The following is a 19,696-nucleotide window of genomic DNA, read 5'->3' on the forward strand; positions in this document are numbered from 1 at the left end:
TACTTCTTTTACATAAGTATAAAAAAATTGGAAGTCATGTTGGGTAGGTGAGATTCCATCTCACTTCACCCCAACATTTGACATAGAACCATAAAAACAATGAAAACCCTTACCTTTTCACCAGAAAAAAGGTATAATGGTAGGTGAAGAACAAGAATTATTCAACTTTCACGAGGAGGTTTTTGCCTGCATGAAAATTTTAAGCAACGAACAGCTTGTAGCAGCCTACCGAGACGCGAAGAAGAATAATCATGGTACAGAATGGATTCGACTATTGAAAATGGAAATAAGGAAACGTGGTTTAAATCCCTAATAAACAAATCATTTATTATTTTTTTAGAAATAAAGCGTGCGATCAAGCACGCTTTATTTGATTCGCGGCTTTGTTGGATCACATTCCGGGCATTGTTCTTTTGTAGATTCAGCCAGTTTCGTCAAATAATAGCATTCTTCCCGAAACATATGGTCAGCCATCAATGCCGGAAAAGTACCGAGTACTTGTGCTGAAATATTCAGTTCGAGCAATTCATTTAAAAACTTTTGAAAAGCCTGGATCTCCAGTTTACTTTCATCGTTCATCCGGTCTAAAGCCGGAAAATCATACTTCTTCGTACGTAAATAAAATACCCTGTGAATTCAACAGCTTTTAAATAAAACTGCTCAAAGTGGACTGTAAATAAATGGCTTTTTTCTTTCAGCTTCTTCACTATGGCATCCAAGTTGACATAAATGGCTTCCGCATGTCCATACGCACTTGCAGCCATAGCAAATGATGATGTAGCTCGTGGAGGATTGGAGGGGATTCATTTTTCTTAAAGTAACTTAAAATGCGTTCATATTCTTCCAATTCATTGATGGTATGGTTAATAAATGTAGGAGAAAGCTGGATCTTCACTTTTTTGGCGAGTTGTTTTTCAAGCAGCGAGAGCTTAAACTTCTTCAATTCCCTGACACTGCCTTCTGAACGCAATGTTAAGTCATAGAACGGTCCGGTGCTTTCAAGTTGGCGTGCTTCAAAAAGAAGCTCATCAAATACCTTTTTGAACCGCTTTGCTTCACCGATCGCCCGATTTTCTTCAGGGCTTAAAGAATCAAGGATAAACGTTGAATGATCTCCCAGGACTTGTAGCCAAAATTCATGTTCAAATTTCAACGCATTAAGGGACCTTTGCTTCCGAGGAAGCTGAAGAGACCTGCGGAAAGCGAATATTTTCGACGTAGCGATGATAGGGATTTTTTAACATAAATAAAGGGACTGTCCAAAAAGTCGGTGAAAATCGATTTTCTCTGTGACAGCCTTTTCCTTTTCACTTCTCCTTTTATCAAAACATATATACAAAAAATCGTCCCATCTAGTAAAATGTAAGTGACCAAACAAACATTAAATATGATCTATGAAGAGATGAAGGCAAAGGCCAAGACAGCCCTTGAATGTGAAGAGATCGCAGAAATCTACTCCCGGCGGAAGAACGAGATAGAAAGTGTGTTCGGTCACATCAAGGGCAATCGGTCGTTCCGCCGATTCTCCCTGCGGGGACTCAAAAAGGTCCACGTGGCATTCGGGATTGTGGCCCTGGCCCATAACTTCCTGAATGTGGCGGGCATTCGCCAGCTGCTTTCAGGGGGAGACCCGAAAAATACAAAATCAGGCGAAAGAAAACAAACCGTTTTCCTCCGCCTGATTTATTTTAGGGGCTTTTTGGACAGTCCCTTTTTGCTATTTTTTATTTACTTATGCCCCAGCCTCAGGTATAAACATCTTATCCTTCTAGCAGGAGGTCTTCCGGATTCTCAAGAAGTTTTTTGACCGTGACGAGGAATCCAACAGCCTCTTTTCCATCAATGACACGATGATCATATGAAAGGGCAACATACATCATCGGACGATTTTCCATGCGCTCTGCATCAATTGCTACCGGGCGGGTTTGAATGGTGTGCATCCCCAGAATCCCAACTTGATTGCCATTTAAGATTGGCGTTGATAACAAGGATCCAAACACTCCGCCATTCGTAATCGTAAAAGTTCCCCCTTGCAAGTCGCTTAAGGAGAGTTTGTTGTCGCGTGCTCTCAAGGCAACAGAAAGAATATCTGCTTCAATTTCGGCAAAGTTTTTCCGGTCACAGTCGCGAATAACCGGAACGACAAGGCCCTCGTCAGTGGAAACAGCGACTCCGATATCATAGTACTTTTTCAAGACTAGCTCGTTGCCATCAAGCTCTGAATTAACTGCCGGATATTTTTTCAATGCAGCGACAACGGCTTTAGTAAAGAACGACATAAAGCCAAGGCGTACATCGTGCTCTTCGAAAAATTTATCCTTTTTCTTTTTGCGAAGCTCCATGACAGCAGTCATATCAATTTCATTGAAAGTCGTGAGCATAGCTGCTGTTTGCTGTACTTCAACAAGCCGCTTTGCAATCGTTTGACGGCGGCGAGACAAGCGGACTCTTTCCACCGGCTTTCCAAATTCCTGCGATTGTGGTGGTTCTTGTTTTGGAGCAGCAGCCGGAGTTGGCGCTGCTTGTGGTTGAGCAGGCTGGTTGGAATAGGATTCTACGTCTTGCTTACGAACCCTGCCCAGCGGATCGACAGTCGGAACAGCCGACAAGTCAATTCCTTTTTCCCTTGCCAATTTGCGTGCCGCAGGGGAAGCAACCGGACGATCTGTTGCAGTTTGAGCCTGCTCTTCTTGTTTTTCTTCTTGGGCTTGCCCTTTTGGCTGTTCTGTTTGGGCAGGCTGAGGGGCTTCCTCTTTTGCCGGAGCCGGAGCAGGTTCACTTGCCCCTGCGGATGCTCCGGCTTCCACGATTGCTATCACATCGCCGACCTGAACCGTCTCTCCCTCTTCCGCTTTTAGCTCTTTAACGACTCCTGCTTCTTCGGATATGATCTCAACGTTTACTTTGTCTGTTTCCAATTCAACAATATACTCGCCCTTTTCCACATAGTCTCCGGGTTTTTTTAACCATTGGGCGATAGTTCCTTCCATAATCGATTCTGCCAACTCTGGTACTTTAATTTCGGCCACTTTGAAATCCTCCTCTAACTTTACGGGTAAATTCAGCTTAGTTGTTTTTTGTCAATGCTTCATTAATAATGCGGCTTTGTTCCTGCCTGTGAACAGTCGGGTCACCCTCTGACGGGCTTGAACGCTTGCGGCGCCCAATATACTTGACATCCACACCTTCAGGGGCTATATCCCAAAGGTAGGACACTGCATGACTCCAGCCCCCCATATTTTTAGGTTCTTCCTGAACCCATACCAACTCTTTAACGTTTGGATAACGCGAAATAATGTTGGTTATTTCTTTTTTCGGGAATGGATACAGTTCTTCTACCCTTAAAATATGGATCCAATCTGTATTGTCTGCATCTTTTAGGCTCTCTTCCAAATCAATGGATACCTTTCCGCTGCAAAGGATGATCCGTTCAACCGTTTCAGCCTTCTCTCCCAGACCTTTTTGTTCAATTATCGACCTGAATTCGCCATTGGTCAATTCTTCAACGTCTGCGGCCGCAAGCGGATGACGCAGCAAGCTTTTAGGTGTCATTAGAACAAGCGGTTTCACTTCATCTTTTTTCAGTATGGCTGCCTGTCTTCGTAAGATGTGAAAATATTGTGCCGCCGTCGATAGATTGGCTACGATCCAGTTATTTTCTGCAGCACTTTGCAGGAACCTTTCCACTCTTCCGCTCGAATGCTCCGGCCCCTGGCCTTCATAACCATGTGGCAACAGCATGACGAGTCCTGATTTTTGCCCCCATTTGGCACGGCCCGAAGAAATAAATTGGTCAAAATAAACTTGGGCCATATTGGCAAAGTCTCCGAACTGGGCTTCCCACAACACAAGCGTTTCTGGTGCGAAAACGTTGTAGCCGTATTCAAACCCGACTACTGCCGCTTCGGTCAAAGGACTGTTATAAACGACGAAAGATGAATTTACATCACTTAAATGATGCATCGGGATGTATTCTTCACCCGTTTTTACGTCGTGTAAAACAAGATTGCGCTGCGCAAATGTTCCACGCTGGGAATCTTGCCCCGTTAAACGGATAGGGGTCCCATCTTTCAAAATAGATCCAAAAGCAAGTGCCTCAGCATGGGCCCAATCTATTTTCCCTTTTTCTTTAAAAACGTTTTCCCTGCGCTGCAATATCCGTTTTAATCTGCCGAATACATGAAAGTTATCCGGCCACTTTAATAATTCATCATTTATATTGGAAAGAATCTTTTCATTTACGGCCGTTTGTACCTTTGGCAGTTTATTGATATACTCCGGAGGATTCATGACGATGTCCGGATTGTCTTTTGTTTTAGGAACTTTGTCGTAAGCTTTTTGTAACGACTCTTGAATTTTTTCATCAATTTGCTTGATTTCTTCCTTCGTTACGTGGCCTTCTTCAAGCAATTGTTCCGCATACTGTTCTTTGATTGTTTTATGGTTTTTAATCATGTTATACATGATTGGGTTTGTCACCATGGGCTCATCCATTTCGTTATGCCCAAAGCGGCGGTAACCGATTAAATCAATAATAAAGTCTTTATGGAAGTTTTGTCTATATTCATGGGCGAGCGTTGCTGCCGCCAGAACCGCTTCCGGATCATCGGCATTGACGTGCACGATTGGCACTTCAAAACCTTTCGCAACATCAGAGGCGTATAAAGTCGAACGCGAGTCTCGGCTTTCGGTTGTAAACCCAATCATATTGTTTGCAATAATATGAATGGAGCCTCCGGTGTTATACCCTCGCAAACGGCCCATATTCAGCGTTTCCTGCACAATTCCCTCGCCAGGAAAAGCAGCGTCCCCATGCACAACAATGGCAAGGCAATTATCCATATCTTGTTCAGGATATCCAGGGACATTGCGATTCTCCTGCGCTGCCCGTGTAAAGCCGTCGACGACCGGATTGACTACTTCAAGATGGCTCGGATTGTTGGCTAAAGTAATTCTCGTTGTTGCGGTGTTCCCACGCTTCAGCTTTCTGTCCGCACCAAGATGGTATTTGACGTCGCCTGTCCATCCGTAAGTAATTCCGATGGAACCTTCGGATGGAATTAACTCTTTATTAGGCGCATGTTGGAACTCGGAAAAAATTAATTCGTAAGGCTTTTCAAGGACATGTGCCAACACGTTAAGCCGTCCTCTATGGGCCATTCCGATATTGATCGTTCGCGTACCCTTTTCCACGTTCAAACTAATGATTTTATCCATTAACGGCACCAGAGCTTCAAGGCCTTCTATTGAAAATCGTTTTTGCCCCACAAAAGTGCGGTGAATAAATTTTTCAAACCCTTCGACTTCCGACAAGCGGGTTAACAAGGCTTTTTTTCGCTCTTTCGTTAATTTCGGATAGAAAACGCCTTCTTCTATCTTTTGTTGAAGCCAGTTTCTTTCGTCAAGCTCATGAACATGGTGGTATTCAAACGCCAATTTTTTTGTATATACCTCTTTTAAATGTTCAATCGCTTCATAGCCGTCCTTTAAACTTGATGGAGCATTGGGAGAAATGAATGATGCCGGTATTTGCTTCAAGTCAGCTTCGGTCAAATTATATTCAGACAACTCGAGCTTTCTTGTGTTTTTTTCCTTCCGCCGGATCGGGTTAATATCCGCAATCAGGTGCCCATATGTACGTATGTTATCCGCATACTTGACGGCTGCAACGATCTTGCTCAACTGGTTGTGGATGGCAGGCATCTGGAATGAAACATCAGCCTGGCCGACCGTTGTTGCGGCATTGGCTGTCGACGGTGCGCCCCACTTGTCGAACACTTCTTTCATCTCAGGATCAACACTGCTTGGGTCTTCCAAATACTTTTCGTACAATTCCATTACATACCCAAGGTTATGCCCCGAAAACTCCTGCCAGGGCGAATCTTGGAAAGATGCTTCGTTACTCATTTGTTTAAACCTCCACCATTTAAACCTCTGATTTTCATCTCTTTTTATGAAGCTTAGATAAATGCACATCCATTTTATCACTCAAATGAAACGAGTAAAAGCGTAATGACATCATTTTGACAAATTTTTATTTAACTGGGCATCTTAAGGTAAAATATCATCATATTTTATCGAATTTTGCTCACGATCCTTCTTTCATTAATATCTCTAAAATCCATATACCATCTTACTACTCTTTAAAAAAAATTCAAATAAATACGCTTTTTTTCTCCCTTGTTGCGCAACTTTTACATAAGCATATAATGTATCGAGTTGTTTCAAGGGAGGGAGGCGGATGTTTCCATGGAGCATGTTTCCATTTAATAACGACGAAATGAAGAATATTGCCGACAAAATGAACCCAGCAGATATTCAATCTTATGTATCGGAAATGATCAAAAAATATGTCCCTCCTCACATGGAAAATTCAAACGTTCCATTCAACTTCCAAACAGCGAACAGCTCCCAGGCGCAAGAAAAGGAACAACAAAAATTTCATGTAGATGTTTTTGAGACATTTGATCATATTTTTATAAGAATTCAATTGCCGGATGAAGAAACTCATAAACAGTTAAAAATATTCCATACGTCCAATCAAGCGATTATTGAAAATATGCCCGAACCAGGTAAGCGCCATACCATCATCTTGCCCAGCCTTGTAAAAAGGAAAGGTGCTACGGCTTTGGTTAAGGATCTCATTCTTGAAATTAAGATCCCCAAAATGGATGATATGCAGTTGACGGAAGTGGATGTGTCCGAAAAATTTTAAAAGACCGGGTAAAAAACAAAAAACGAGAAACAGTAATGGTAATGATTGATCTGAAAGGAAGAGCCATGGAAAAAACTCATACAAACAATGCAACAGCAGACAAAAAATGGGCTATTGTTTCCATTGCATCCATTCCGCTTATCATGACCCTGGGAAATTCCATGTTAATTCCCTTGTTACCCTTAATGGAAAAGAAACTGGACATTTCCAAATTGCAATCCAGTTACCTGATTACGGTTTATTCAATTGTTGCCATCTTTTTCATTCCGATTGCGGGATTTTTATCCGACAAGTTTGGGAGGAAAGTTGTGATCATCCCCTCGCTCGTCATGACAGGGATCGGCGGGCTCATTTCCGGATGGGCTGCCTGGAAAATGGAAAATCCATTCCTTTTAATGCTCGCAGGCAGGGTAATGCAGGGAATCGGGGCAGCCGGTGCTTTTCCGATTGTCCTGCCACTGGTGGGAGACATGTTTAAACGGGATAAAGATGTCAGTGCCACATTGGGCGTAATTGAAACTTCAAACACTTTCGGAAAAGTATTGAGCCCGATTCTCGGATCGTTATTGGCAGGCTTGGTTTGGTTTCTCCCCTTTTTTTCAATCCCGCTTTTTTCCCTTATCTCTTTGCTTCTTATTTTATTTTTGGTCAAAAAGCCTAAAGGGGACAAGCATGAGCTCTCATTTGGCAGATTTATTCATCATACGAAAAGTATTTTTGCGGAACATCGGCACTGGCTGATTGCTGTTTTTTTAATCGGCGCCATTTTAATGTTTGTTTTATTCGGTTTCTTGTTTTACTTATCATCAATTCTTGAGGAAGATTACCACTATGACGGTTTGAAAAAAGGTTTTTTACTTGCCATTCCGCTGGCAGCGCTTTGCATCGCTTCTTTTATTACTGGAAAAATCATGAAAGACAGCTTGCCAAAAATGAAGTGGATTTCCTTTTTCGGGATCGTTTTGGCAGGAGCCGCCGTCATCGCCCAAATGCTTTCAGATCAGTTTCTTTACTCCATCTCCGTTTTTGTATTTTGCGGTATTGGGATTGGGTCGGCACTTCCATGTTTGGATGCCCTTCTTACGCAAACTATCGAGAAAGATATGCGGGGAACAATTACATCTATCTTTAGTTCCATGAGATTTATCGGAGTTGCTGCCGGTCCTCCCGCAGTGGCCCTTCTTATGAAGTACAATAACCAGAGCGTTTTATTTGTGTTGGCGGGCCTTTCCATTATTGCGGCACTTTTAGCGTTAAAAGGAATTAACCCGGAAGGGAAAAAGGAAAAAACAGCGGATGTGAAACCGGCACTAAAGTGAGATTTTCTGTATTTTTACTTCTCTTGCTTGATGCTATTCAGTATGATTATGCGTTGTGTATCATTTGGGGTTAATCAAGGTATGAAAAGCGGTTGCTGATAGAACAACAAAAGCTATATATAATGAAACGGCTGGACACAACTAAATCAGCTGATGAAAAAACGAACAATAAAGTGAAACTTCATTCAGTAGGAGTTATCTTCCATCTCCTACTGATTGTTAGTTGAACCAATCGGGCATTTAGGGGCCGTTTGCTCACACTTGGACTTTTTGTATTCACTCAAGACTTTGAAGTGGGAGTCTTACGGCACCTTACATGCCGGATAAAGTGAAACTTCATTCAGTAGGAGTTATCTTCCATCTCCTACTGATTGTTAGTTGAACCAATCGGGCATTTAGGGGCCGTTTCTCCCACTTAGACCTTTTGTATTCACTCAAGATTTTGAAGTGGGAGTCTACGGCACCTTACATGCGGGATCAATTGTCCCAGTGTATCATACGCAGGCTTTTAGCGTAGTCAAAATAGGCAGACTCCTGCGGGAATAGCTCAAGCTGAAGATACCGCAGGAAAGCGACCTTTGCTTTCCGAGGAAGCTGAAGAGACCTGTGGTAAGCGAAATATGTTGACGTAGCGATGGTAGGGATTTTTTAATACAAATAAACCGAACAATTATAAATGAATTGTTCGGTTTTTCTATTTCGTATTTGCTTATGTCCCAGCCGTTTCAAATTTATTATTTCTTTTTTTTACGTAACTCATTTAAATCTTCAAACTTTTCGAACAGCTCATTTACGCACTCTTTGCTACTGTATTTACCATTACCATACTTGACAATGTCTAACTTTGCATAAATAAGCTTTAAAAAAGATTTTGCCTCTTTCTCGCTTAAATGATTTATCGTCTTTAGGATATCATCGTATAGATTTTCAGCTTCTTCTCCAGCTATTTTTCCTTTGGACATTTTGCACATCCCTTTTAAAGTTTTGCTATTAGATTAACATATTATGGTAAGTTTATAAATCAAAGGAAAATGTTAATGAGCTAATATATGCTCTTTTTCATCCAACAATTCATCACAACGTTGATGACGGAAGAAAAAACATCGTGAACAATCACACCGCTACATTATTGAGCGCCAGGGCGTCTTGTCCATTTTCAAGGGCAGGTTTTTACTGATCGCCAACCTTCCAAAAGTGGCGGGCATCCTCCAGGGGAGGTCCGCCAAATGGAAAATCAGCCGGGAGAAAACGATTTGTTTTCTTTCCGACTGATTGATATGAGGAGGCTTTTAGCCCCCCTTATTCTTCGGTTAACTGTGAAATTTCCACGGTCGTTGGTTCTTTCGTGGAACCCGCCCCCCGTAAATGCACAGTGGCGGTTGTTTCATCATGATGCAATTGATCAATCCATACGGATGTGCCATTGTATGTCACTTCAATATCAGCGGGAGAAGATAGGATTTGCCTCACGCGCTTTGCATCCAATAGTCTCACTCCGATCCTTTTCTACTATCTTTGGATACAGATGAGAATTTTATTCAGACCAAGATTAGAAAGCTTTCTCAACCTCTCCGATCATTTCTTCCATGGATTGTAAACCCCCGCCGGAAAGATACCAATAATCGGCATCTAAATAAATGATCTTTTCATTTTTAAAAGCATTGGTCTTTTTAACAAGGTCGTTTTCAACCGTCTCTTTTGCAGGAGTTGCATCCTCTTCAAGCGCCGCATTGCGGTCAATGACGAATAAAATGTCAGGATTTTTCTCCAAAATATATTCAAATGAAATTCCTTGACCGTGCGTGGATGCCTCAATTTTTTCATCCGCCGGTTTAAAACCGAGCACATCATGAATCAATCCAAATCTTGAACTTGGGCCATAAGCACTTACTTTCCCTTCGTTTGCTAATACCACAAGGGCTTTTTGATCCATTGAAGTTGCTTTTTCATTGATGGCTGTAATTTGCTTTTCAATATCCTCTATTTCGGCTTGAACTTCTGTTTCTTTATCAAAAATCTTGCCGACTGTTTCCATATTCTTTTTGAAGGAATCCATATAGTTGCCATAATCGAAACCGACATAAACGGTCGGGGCAATTTCGGCAAATTGGTCATACAAATCAGCCTGGCGCCCGGAAATAAAGATCACATCAGGTTTTAACGAGTCAATTGCTTCAAAATCAGGTTCTTTCAGGCTCCCCAGATTTTTATAGTCCTTACCGGAATATTTATCCAAATACGCAGGGACCGTTGCTTGAGGAAGACCTGCCACCTTTATGCCAAGCTTATCCAGTGTATCCAAAATGCCAAAATCAAAAACTACAACGTTCTCAGGATTTTTGTTGACTTTCGCTTCGCCATACTCATGCTCGATTGTAATCGTTTCTTCTTTTTTATCAGGTTCCTTCTTCTCTTCACCTTTTGAACCAGATGATTCATTGCTTGCTCCGCAAGCACTTAATGTAAATGCCAGCAAGCCGGCCATCATGAAAAATAACCATTTCTTCATTGTATTCATCTCCTCTTTATCAAGAATAATAAACGCAAATTCTGCAATTATTTACATTTTTAATTGGTATATCCATGTCATATATTTCTCTTAGTGAATCGGACTGTATGATTTCCTTCGTTGGACCATCTTTTACGACTTTGCCATTTTTCATGGCAACAATCCGGTCCGAATAGACGGAGGCAAAGTTAATATCATGAAGAACGATGACAACCGTCTTTCCGAGTTCATCGACAAGTCTCCTTAACATTTTCATAATTTGCACCGAATGTTTCATGTCAAGGTTATTCAACGGTTCATCCAGTAAAATATAATCTGTGTCCTGCGCGATCACCATGGCAATGAATGCCCGTTGCCGCTGGCCCCCCGATAGTTCATCTAAATAGGTATCTTGCATGGTTAATAAATCCATATAAGTTAAGGCTTCATCTACCTTGATTTCATCCTCTGCCGTCAAGCGTCCTTTCGAATAAGGAAATCTGCCAAAAGACACAAGCTCACGAATGGTTAGTTTTACATGTAAAAAATTGGACTGTTTCAGAATCGAAACTTTTTTCGATATTTCATCTGATGAAAGCTTCTTCATATCTCTCTTGTCCAATAACACTTCTCCCGTATCCGCCTCTAATAACCTGCTCACCATCGATAACAATGTCGACTTTCCAGCCCCGTTTGGACCGATAAAAGATGTGATTTGGCCACGGTGAATGTCTACTGTTACATCTTCTACCACTTTCGCTTTTCCATATAATTTCGATAATCCCCGTACCATAATCATGGTGATCGACTCTCCTTTAATAATAAATAAAGAAAATATGCTCCTCCGACAAAGTTAATGATGACACTCAGCGTAGTGGAAAAAGTGAAGATGCGCTCAACAGCCCATTGTCCTCCCACAAGCGCGATGATGCTCATAAAGACGGCTCCGGTAATATGGACCCTGTGCTTATAGGTTGAAAAAAATTGATAGGACAAATTTGCCACGATCAGTCCGAAAAATGTGATCGGACCCACTAACGCCGTAGAAACGGCAATCAAAATAGCTGTTATGACAAGCATATTTCTGGCGATTTTTTCGTAAGCTATGCCAAGGTTCACCGCGATATCACGACCCAGCAACATCACGTCCAAGAAACCAACGGAACGCCAGCCAATGGCAAAAACGATACAAATGATAAAGAACGCGAGCCAGACAAGATCGCCATTTACATTATTAAAACTTGCAAACATCCGGTCTTGAACCATAAGAAATTCGTTGGGATCAATCAGTACTTGCAAAAATGTACTGATACTTTGAAAAAATGTCCCTATAATAATACCGACCAGGAGTAAAAAATAGATTGATTGCTGCCCTTTTTTAAATAACAGCCGGTACAACAACAAGGCAAAAACAATCATGACCCCGATTGACAAAAGAAAATTCACTTGTTTGTTCACTACAGTGATGTGTTCCGAGCCCAGAAAAAAAATAAAAACAGTTTGTATCAACAGGTACAAAGAATCAAGACCGATAATGCTCGGTGTCAATATGCGGTTGTTTGTTACTGTTTGAAAAACAACCGTAGAATATGAAACGGCCGCACCTGTCAAAACCATTGCCAACAGCTTAATAGCCCGACGCGGCAACGCGTAATCATAACTTCCATTCAAATCGTGAAACAAGTATAGGAAGCATAAACCAACGGCGATGAGGAAAAGGCTGCTCATTTTAATGATATTACTACGCATATGCCTTCCTCCGAAAAAGCAAATATAAGAAAATACCGCTGCCTATAATGCCCACCATTAAACTAATGGAAATTTCATATGGGTAAATTAAAACGCGGCCCAAAACATCACATGCCAAAAGAAATATGGCTCCGAGCAATGCCGTGTAAGGCAAGGTTTTTTTCATATGGTCGCCCATAAAGATAGATATGATGTTTGGTATAATCAAACCTAAAAAAGGAATCATCCCTACCGTTAATACGACTGTTGCCGTTACAAGTGAAACGAGTATCAAGCCGATATTGACGGTTTGCTTATAGGAAAGTCCAAGATTTTTCGCAAAATCTTCTCCCATTCCGGCAACCGTGAATCGATGGGCGAAGAAGTAAGCTAACAATATAATGGGTATGCTTATGTACAGCAGCTCATATCGGCCTTTCATGATCATTGAAAAGTCACCCTGCAGCCATGCTGACATGTTTTGGATCACATCGGCCTTATAGGCAAAAAACGTTGTTATGGACGATAATATATTTCCAAACATGAGTCCGACGAGCGGAATAAAAATAGCGTCTTTAAATTTAATGCGATTGAGGATATTCATAAACAAAAACGAACCCGCAAGCGCAAATGCAAATGCCACTGACATTTTTACGAGCATTGCAGCGTTGGAGAACAAAAGCATGGAGACAAGGATCCCCAGTCTTGTTGCATCCAAAGTTCCGGCTGTTGTAGGCGAAACAAATTTGTTTCGGCTTAATTGCTGCATGATCAGCCCACAAATGCTCATACCCGCTCCTGCTAAAATGATGGATATAAGCCGCGGAAGCCGGCTGACCAGAAATACTTCTGTTTCTTCTGATGAAAAATCGAGTAAATCTAAAGGAGTAATATCGCTGACTCCTATAAACAAAGAAAGAGCACATAAAAAAAGAAGGATTAAAACGAAATATGTTATTCTCACGGACCACCCACCAACATTTTCTATCTGTTTTCACCGAAAGTGATAATCATTATCAATTGGTGTCATACTCATTATAGCACTGCAAAAATGGGTGTCAATCACTAATTGAAAATTTTTCTCAATTAATCAGGGCTGTGTCACCAATAATGAATTGCATCACAATCAAAGCCGCGCAAACACAAATAAGGCGTTCCCCCTGAAGAAAACACCTTTCGTTCATTCAAATGGCGAGCCGTCAGACAACCGCCATTCCTTTCGTGTTCAATTTTTCTGAGAATCTCTTGGTCGCATGATCATTCTCACTGTGACAATAATCGCAAGCGATAACAATTTCCGGCTGTCTCACCCAAGCGGTCGAGCAGTTGGTAATTCGCATATGCCCCAAAAGCCGCACCCAATCCGGGAATGAGCTGCAACATTTTAACCAGGTCTATATAATCTCGGTATTCTTGTTGCAGTTTACGCCAATCCATATCAACGAGCCTTTCTTTTTCCTCTTCCCAATTCTCAATCGTATTCATTGTTTCTCTTCTGGTTTCGTCACTTGAGAAAGCAAGTTGAAATATATGCAAAATAAACAGCCGTTCACTATATTCCTTCGTATCAAAACCGTAAATATGGGCCGCTTCAAACAAAAACTTCATTTCAATAGAGAGCAGCAAAGGAAAATCGGCCAAACCGAGCAAGATTCCCCCTGCGCCAGTTCCCGCTCCTTCAGCAACTGCCGTTTTACGGTAAATTGACAGCTTTTCTTCCAGCAGTTGATCCCGTTGAAAAAGGCTTAACTGATCTTTTGGTTTTGATGTTGTCAATATATCTGATCCAAAAATCGTTGCTTTCACCATATTTTTGATACTTTCTGAAATCACCTGGTGGGCTTTTTCAGGAATCAAATCATTCATCTTTGTTTGCGCTTGCTTCGATAAACGCTGTAAAAGGCTCGATTTTTTGTACATGTTCCTTTTCCATGCTTGAACGTCTTCATATACTTTTTTCTCATATTCGTTCATGATTCCCACCCTAAAACTTTATTTGCTTATTTTATACGTATTGAGAAGTCATTTAGTTTCATTGTAATTGGATCAAATATAGCGCAATATCTTTTACAAACTTCAAGCCGTCTTCCATCATATCGTAAAAGCGTTTTCTTGTTTTATTTCCTCGAGCTCATGTCCCTTGCGTCTAAAAAGACCACATGTTCGAAAGTCCGACCGCTGTCAACTTTCTTGTCTTGTCATGAGCGTGGATTGGCAAATTGCTAAAACGGCGATGTATCCGAACATGCGATGACATGCCGCCAAGTTTTTTGTCTGGTGCCACCTCCGCGCGAGTGTTTTTTCGAAACATTTCCGGAAATGGCAACTTTGTGTTTAGGATCACATGCTCACTACTCGTTAACTTTGGAACTCACAAACACTAAGCCTAAAAAAAGATCGCCAAAGCGATCTTCCCCCATTTATTCTTTGTCTTTTTCTCTCCATTTTTTTGCGAATTTCACATTTACGATGCAAGACCCAATAAAAATCAACACTAAACATATGCCAATCAGCGGATAACCCAACTTAAACGCGAAAAAAGAAAAGACAGCCAAACTGATGGCTATAAACCAATTAAATGTCAATGTTGCGATAAAAAAAGTCTTTTCCAAACCACCTCACCACCCTTTACGAAAAAACAAATTCGGTGCTGCTGCCACTTTGTCCTGCCAATACTTCCAAACGGGCGTCAATTCTTTCTTTTAATTCCGGAACATGGGAAATGATGCCGACCAGCCTGCCGCTGCTTTGGATATCCATTAATGCTTCTATCGCTTGGTCTAGCGATTCAGAATCAAGCGTCCCGAAACCTTCATCAATAAACATCGTTTCGAGTGATACACCTCCGGCATGCCGCTGAACGATGTCAGCCATCCCCAGAGCAAGTGACAATGCCGCTTTAAAACTCTCGCCGCCCGATAATGTTTTGACATGGCGTTCCTGTCCGGTATATTCATCAAATATGAGCAATTCCAAACCGCTTTGAATGTTGCCTTTCGATTTGTCTTTTTTTCTTAAAAGCCGATAACGTCCGCTTGTCATTTTCGTCAGGCGATTATTGGCCGACACTAAAATTTCATCAAGGAAGGAAGCCAAAACATATCGTTCAAACGTTAGTTTGTACGCATTTTGTCCTCTCGCAATATCAGCCAGATGACCGATCAACTCATATTCGTCCTCCAGTGACTTGATATGCGCATCCATTTGCAGAATGGCTGTTTTGATCTCTTTATTTTTCTTTATGTTCATAACTAAGCCGGTTTGCCGCTCATTCATTCCTTCAAGAGTCCGCTCCAGTTCCCGGCACTCTTCTTCAAACTGTTTTAAATCGGGCTTTTTAACGTCTTTTAGGCGATGTTCATATTCTTTTAATCGATCTGTTACCGATCGGACATCTTCACCATAAGTTTGTATTTCTTTTTCCAGCTTCTCTACCATGTCAGGCTCTCTTTTTGCCTGTTCATAGTGGCGATAGCTGGAAAAGCCTTCATGTTCAAGTTGTTTTAAAAACGCTTCGCGCTCCACATGCAGCTTTTCTTTTTGCTCATTGATCGTTTCCTGCAAGTTTTTAAGGACTCCCGATAGCGCCGCAAGCTGTTGGTCGAAATGGCGGAAATCTTCGTCGGCTTTTTTCCGGGCCAATTCCATGGCGTTCAATTCTCTCTTGAGAAGCGCCACCTTTTCGTTAAACTTTTCTATTGTCGATAATTCTTCCGGAATGTTTTTAGTGAGTGCGCGCATATGGGCTGACAGCTCCGCAAGCTCGTTTGCTTCCTTCCGCTCCCGATCCATCAAGCTTTCCAATTCTTCATGAAGCTTTCGGCATGCAGCTTCTTTTTCTTTGAACTGCCCTTCGGTTGCGGGAAGTTTGCTAATGGCTGCCTTATGTTTGGCAATCACTTTTGCCATCTCTTCCAGCCTTTCCTTTACTCTCTTGAGCTCGCTATCCATACGGTCTTGCTCAAAGTTCGGAAATAGCCTTTTCACTTCTTCCGTAAGTTTTTCTATGCTTTGTTCCGATAAATGAATCGACGTCTTAAGCTCAATCTTGCTTCTTTCCAATTCTTGGTATTCTTTCTCGAGGGTTTGAACGTCGCTTTTAGCGGCACGAATATCATCCTCGTTATGCATGCTGCCTAACATTTGTGCCGGGTGTGGATGTTCGGGAGAACCGCAAACCGGACAGGGGCGCCCATCAACAAGATGCTTTGCCAACAAAGCGGCCTGTCCGGACTGCCATTGCTTTTCAACATGTTCTAATGTCGTTCGTGCGTCATCCAATTTTTTGCTAGCTATCTTCCATTCAGAGGATTTCAGCTGAAAATGCCGCTGCAAATCATTTTTTTCTTGCCTGGCCCTCATCAATTCACACAATGTTTCGTACGTGTTTTTCAAACGGACTTGTTCCAGTTCCAATTGAACCGTTTCAGTTTGAAGCCGGCCAAATTCTTGCATTTCCTTCTGTAAAAAAGCAATCTCTTTTTCCAATGACTGATTCGTTTTTTTATGATTGTCTATTTGTGCACGGGTATCTTTTACCTGATTTTCCAAGAGGAGAAGGTGATTTTTTTGTTTTTCATAAGAATATACGTCTTCTTGAATGGCATTCAATCGGGCCAGTTCGACTTTTATCCACTCTCGCCTTTCCTCGTTTTCTTCTTCTTTTTCAAGCCGCTTTTTAGCTTCGGATTTTTGCTTTTTAGTGGCTTCCATGTTTGCTTCCAATTGTTTTAATTTGTTTTCACGCTCTTTTAAGTCTTGATGGAGGCGACGGCATATGGCTTCTTGATGCTCCAGGTTGTTGGCTTTATGCGCCATTTTTATTTCCTTTTTTTTGGCTTCTATCACTGGCTGGATGTGGTCCAGTTCTGCTTTTTTCCTTGTTAGTGTTTGAAAAGCTGCGATTTCCTTAAGCAAGTTTTCAGCTTCGTGTACTTTTCTTTTTGCTTCATCTCTTTCACGTTGTTTCTGTTCTATTTTTTGAGCAAGGCTTAATGTTTCTTCTTCCATTTGTTTTGTTACTTGATCCAACAAAGGGAGAACCGTGTTTTTATTAGGTATCTTTTCGGAAATGGCCGTCTCCAATTCTTCATTCCCGTATGTATAAGCGCCTTTGATCGTTTGGCTTCTTAACTCTATTCCGGATAGTACTTCGTTTTTCAAGTCATTTGCTTTATCTTTTAGACTTTCTTCAACCTTTTTATACATTTCTGTATGAAACAATCGTTGAAGAATGACTTCCTTTTCCTTGCTGTTGGAAGTTAAGAACTTGCGAAAATCTCCTTGCGGGATCATCAATATTTTCCTGAATTGATTGGCGTCCAGTTGAATAATTTCCTTTATTTTTTCTTCGGTATCACGAACATTGGCGGCCAAGAGCTTTTTTGATCCTGATTCATCAAATATGTACAGTTCTGCCCTGGCGTTTATAACGGTATACCCGTCACCCCTCGTTTTCTTTTTTAGTTGCTGGGGAGAGCGCCAAATATAGTACGTTTGATTTCTGAGAGAAAATTCAAGAGCAACTTCCGTTGGCACATGATCCTTGGCAAAATGGCTGCGAAGATCCATTCCGTCCCGGTCTTCACCGCTTGCTTTTCCGTAAATGGCAAAGCTGATTCCGTCAAAAATGGACGTTTTTCCCGCACCGGTTTTCCCGGAAATGACAAACATTGTCCTGCTTTCCAATTGGGAAAAATCGATGATCTCCGTATCTGCATACGGTCCGAACGCCTGCATCATTAACTTTAGTGGCCTCATGCATATATTTCCTCCTTTAGCACACTTTCCAATACTTTCTCCATTCGTTCTCTTTTCTGCTCTGTGAACTCTCTCGTTGTCATTTCACTGTAAAACTCCGAAAAAAGCTCCAAGTTTGTTTTCTTTTCATGTGGCTGCTGGCTCGACAAATGTTGCCTTTTCATATCAACCACCTCAATGTTTCTCTCCAAATGCAACACATTTGGGTAAACCGACCGCAACTTATTCATGGGATCCAGGATCGCTCCTTCATCCAACAGCGTAATTTTTAAATAATCATCTGTCTTTTGGGAATTGTAAAAGCTTGGGTCTAGCAATTCGTCTATAAATCCGGTTAGCTCGCGCATGTCCTTTTCAGGCGTCAGTGTTTTCTCTTCAATAGAAAACTCCCCGTTCGACCGTAATTGTATAATAGAAACACTTTTTCTCTGGTTTACCTCTGAAAAAGAATACTTCAATAGCGAACCCGAATAGCGGATTGATTCATGTTTAATGGCGTCGGGACTATGCAAGTGCCCCAGTGCCGTATATGTAAAAGGGCTAAAGCAATCCACATCTACACAACCGGAACCTCCGACAGATAATATCCGTTCTGAGTCAGTTGTTTTGCCTCCTGTCACGAAAGCATGGCCGACGCAAATAGCAATGGATTCCTGATCCATATTTTTCTCTATTTCTCCGGAAATGCGCATGGCGGCATCTTGAAATGATTGAATGCTATCATCTTGAAACAGGTCCCGGACAATGCCCGGTTCAGCATAAGGAACGAGATAAAAATGGACGCCGTTTATATCGACTGGCTGAAAGCAATGATCAAGGCGCCCCTGTATGTAAAATTGACTATGCCGATACCAGGAAGAGCCGAAAGCCAGCCGATCGGGACTGTCGTGATTGCCTGCTATCGCCAATACTGGAGTGTTAAGTTCAACATTTATCTTGAATAAAACCTCTTCCAGCAGTTTCACTGCTTCTACCGGGGGTACAGAGCGATCATATAAATCACCTGATATAATGACCGCATCCGGTTTTTCCGCGGCCACAAGGTTGATAAATTGATCTAACACGATCCGCTGCTGTTCCGTCATATATACCCCATGTACGAGCTTCCCCAAATGCCAATCAGCTGTATGAATGATTTTCACCTGATCACCTTGTTTCCTATTTTTGATTATCTATTATTATAGCAAATCGTCCACTCGCCGGTTCTGAAAGAATGAGATTTCATCAGAATAAAGCCATCTGATCGGGAAGTTTTGTCATCGAATCGACAACAGCAAAAATACTTGGTGACAAGCTTTATTTTAAATTCCTCATTATATTTAGCCATAAAAACACCCCCGAAAATGAAACTTTGTGGAATCTACAGACACCACAATTTTGTTAACGCGAGCAAAAAGTCATAACGCTAAAAGCGTGCTTGACGGAATGAAAGACCCAAGCATATACAACCGCGCTAGCAGTAGCAACACGGCAGTGTACAGCAAGATAGAAGAACACGAGTGCCGGAAATCCAACTTCACTGCTAAATGGCAGAACTACTGTAACCAGCTCAGTCTTCAAGGTATTGATTTGTTTAACGAGAAGGTTCCTTTTCGTAAATGCCCTCGCTATCCAGAAAACACTGGCTTTGCTCCTTATGTCCATTGTCATTTTCCGACCGGCTCATTCGGAATGTGAGAACGAGCC

General features: G+C 41.7%; 16 protein-coding genes and 1 pseudogene. 4 read left to right on the forward strand and 13 right to left on the reverse strand.

The genetic code is table 11. The features are described 5' to 3' along the window. Nucleotides 1-190 precede the first annotated feature (190 nt). On the forward strand, nt 191-313 hold the full coding sequence (sda, locus tag JOC94_RS17250; protein ID WP_077112101.1) for a sporulation histidine kinase inhibitor Sda: 123 nt from the start codon (nt 191-193) through the stop codon (nt 311-313). Between the two features lie 53 nt (nt 314-366). Here the strand turns inward: sda and JOC94_RS17255 are convergent. Then, nucleotides 367-1,153: pseudogene (locus JOC94_RS17255) on the reverse strand (DUF2935 domain-containing protein). 213 nt (nt 1,154-1,366) lie between these two features. On the opposite strand from JOC94_RS17255, the gene JOC94_RS17260 reads away from it, so the two are divergent. Next, nucleotides 1,367-1,807 carry a transposase gene (locus JOC94_RS17260; RefSeq protein WP_077112103.1) on the forward strand — a complete coding sequence of 147 codons (441 nt, stop codon included), beginning with the start codon at nt 1,367-1,369 and terminating at the stop codon, nt 1,805-1,807. Here the strand turns inward: JOC94_RS17260 and odhB are convergent. After that, nucleotides 1,761-3,029 carry a 2-oxoglutarate dehydrogenase complex dihydrolipoyllysine-residue succinyltransferase gene (gene odhB, locus JOC94_RS17265; protein ID WP_077112105.1) on the reverse strand — a complete coding sequence of 423 codons (1,269 nt, stop codon included), beginning with the start codon at nt 3,027-3,029 and terminating at the stop codon, nt 1,761-1,763. The genes JOC94_RS17260 and odhB overlap by 47 nt on opposite strands. A 37-nt stretch (nt 3,030-3,066) precedes the next feature. Further along, the gene (locus JOC94_RS17270; RefSeq protein ID WP_077112107.1) at nt 3,067-5,907 is read right to left on the reverse strand and encodes a 2-oxoglutarate dehydrogenase E1 component; all 2,841 of its coding nucleotides are present in this window, start codon (nt 5,905-5,907) and stop codon (nt 3,067-3,069) included. 334 nt (nt 5,908-6,241) lie between these two features. On the opposite strand from JOC94_RS17270, the gene JOC94_RS17275 reads away from it, so the two are divergent. Together JOC94_RS17275 and JOC94_RS17280 are read left to right on the forward strand one after the other, a co-directional pair. Further along, entirely contained in the window at nt 6,242-6,715 is a 474-nt protein-coding gene (locus JOC94_RS17275; protein ID WP_077112109.1) for a hypothetical protein, read from the forward strand. Nucleotides 6,716-6,756: 41 nt separating this feature from the next. Next, nucleotides 6,757-8,034: an MFS transporter gene (locus JOC94_RS17280; protein ID WP_236017141.1), complete on the forward strand. Its 1,278-nt coding sequence runs from the start codon at nt 6,757-6,759 to the stop codon at nt 8,032-8,034. Between the two features lie 734 nt (nt 8,035-8,768). On the opposite strand, the gene JOC94_RS17285 is transcribed toward JOC94_RS17280, so the two are convergent. From JOC94_RS17285 to JOC94_RS17330, 10 genes are all read right to left on the reverse strand, one after another. Then, nucleotides 8,769-8,996: a hypothetical protein gene (locus JOC94_RS17285; RefSeq protein WP_077110327.1), complete on the reverse strand. Its 228-nt coding sequence runs from the start codon at nt 8,994-8,996 to the stop codon at nt 8,769-8,771. Nucleotides 8,997-9,333: 337 nt separating this feature from the next. Next, entirely contained in the window at nt 9,334-9,519 is a 186-nt protein-coding gene (locus JOC94_RS17290; protein WP_077110326.1) for an H-type small acid-soluble spore protein, read from the reverse strand. Nucleotides 9,520-9,583: 64 nt separating this feature from the next. Beyond that, on the reverse strand, nt 9,584-10,543 hold the full coding sequence (locus JOC94_RS17295) for a siderophore ABC transporter substrate-binding protein (RefSeq protein WP_077110325.1): 960 nt from the start codon (nt 10,541-10,543) through the stop codon (nt 9,584-9,586). A gap of 19 nt (nt 10,544-10,562) precedes the next feature. Beyond that, a complete protein-coding gene (locus JOC94_RS17300) occupies nt 10,563-11,321 on the reverse strand; it encodes an iron ABC transporter ATP-binding protein (protein WP_077110324.1) in 759 nt (252 codons plus the stop codon). Further along, nucleotides 11,318-12,271 carry an iron chelate uptake ABC transporter family permease subunit gene (locus tag JOC94_RS17305; protein WP_077110323.1) on the reverse strand — a complete coding sequence of 318 codons (954 nt, stop codon included), beginning with the start codon at nt 12,269-12,271 and terminating at the stop codon, nt 11,318-11,320. Before JOC94_RS17305 ends, JOC94_RS17300 begins: the two co-directional genes overlap by 4 nt. After that, a complete protein-coding gene (locus JOC94_RS17310) occupies nt 12,264-13,214 on the reverse strand; it encodes an ABC transporter permease (RefSeq protein WP_077110322.1) in 951 nt (316 codons plus the stop codon). Before JOC94_RS17310 ends, JOC94_RS17305 begins: the two co-directional genes overlap by 8 nt. A 299-nt stretch (nt 13,215-13,513) precedes the next feature. Further along, nucleotides 13,514-14,224, reverse strand: a complete 711-nt coding sequence (locus JOC94_RS17315; protein WP_077110321.1) for an EcsC family protein — start codon at nt 14,222-14,224, stop codon at nt 13,514-13,516. A gap of 446 nt (nt 14,225-14,670) precedes the next feature. Next, a complete protein-coding gene (locus JOC94_RS17320) occupies nt 14,671-14,862 on the reverse strand; it encodes a hypothetical protein (RefSeq protein WP_077110320.1) in 192 nt (63 codons plus the stop codon). Nucleotides 14,863-14,878: 16 nt separating this feature from the next. Beyond that, nucleotides 14,879-18,010, reverse strand: a complete 3,132-nt coding sequence (locus JOC94_RS17325; protein ID WP_077110319.1) for an AAA family ATPase — start codon at nt 18,008-18,010, stop codon at nt 14,879-14,881. Beyond that, nucleotides 18,007-19,152, reverse strand: a complete 1,146-nt coding sequence (locus tag JOC94_RS17330; RefSeq protein ID WP_077110318.1) for an exonuclease SbcCD subunit D — start codon at nt 19,150-19,152, stop codon at nt 18,007-18,009. The genes JOC94_RS17325 and JOC94_RS17330 overlap by 4 nt, the downstream gene beginning before the upstream one ends. Nucleotides 19,153-19,696 lie beyond the last annotated feature (544 nt).

Origin of the sequence: Siminovitchia thermophila (genome assembly GCF_016909185.1) — a bacterium.
Lineage (GTDB): Bacteria > Bacillota > Bacilli > Bacillales > Bacillaceae_C > Siminovitchia > Siminovitchia thermophila.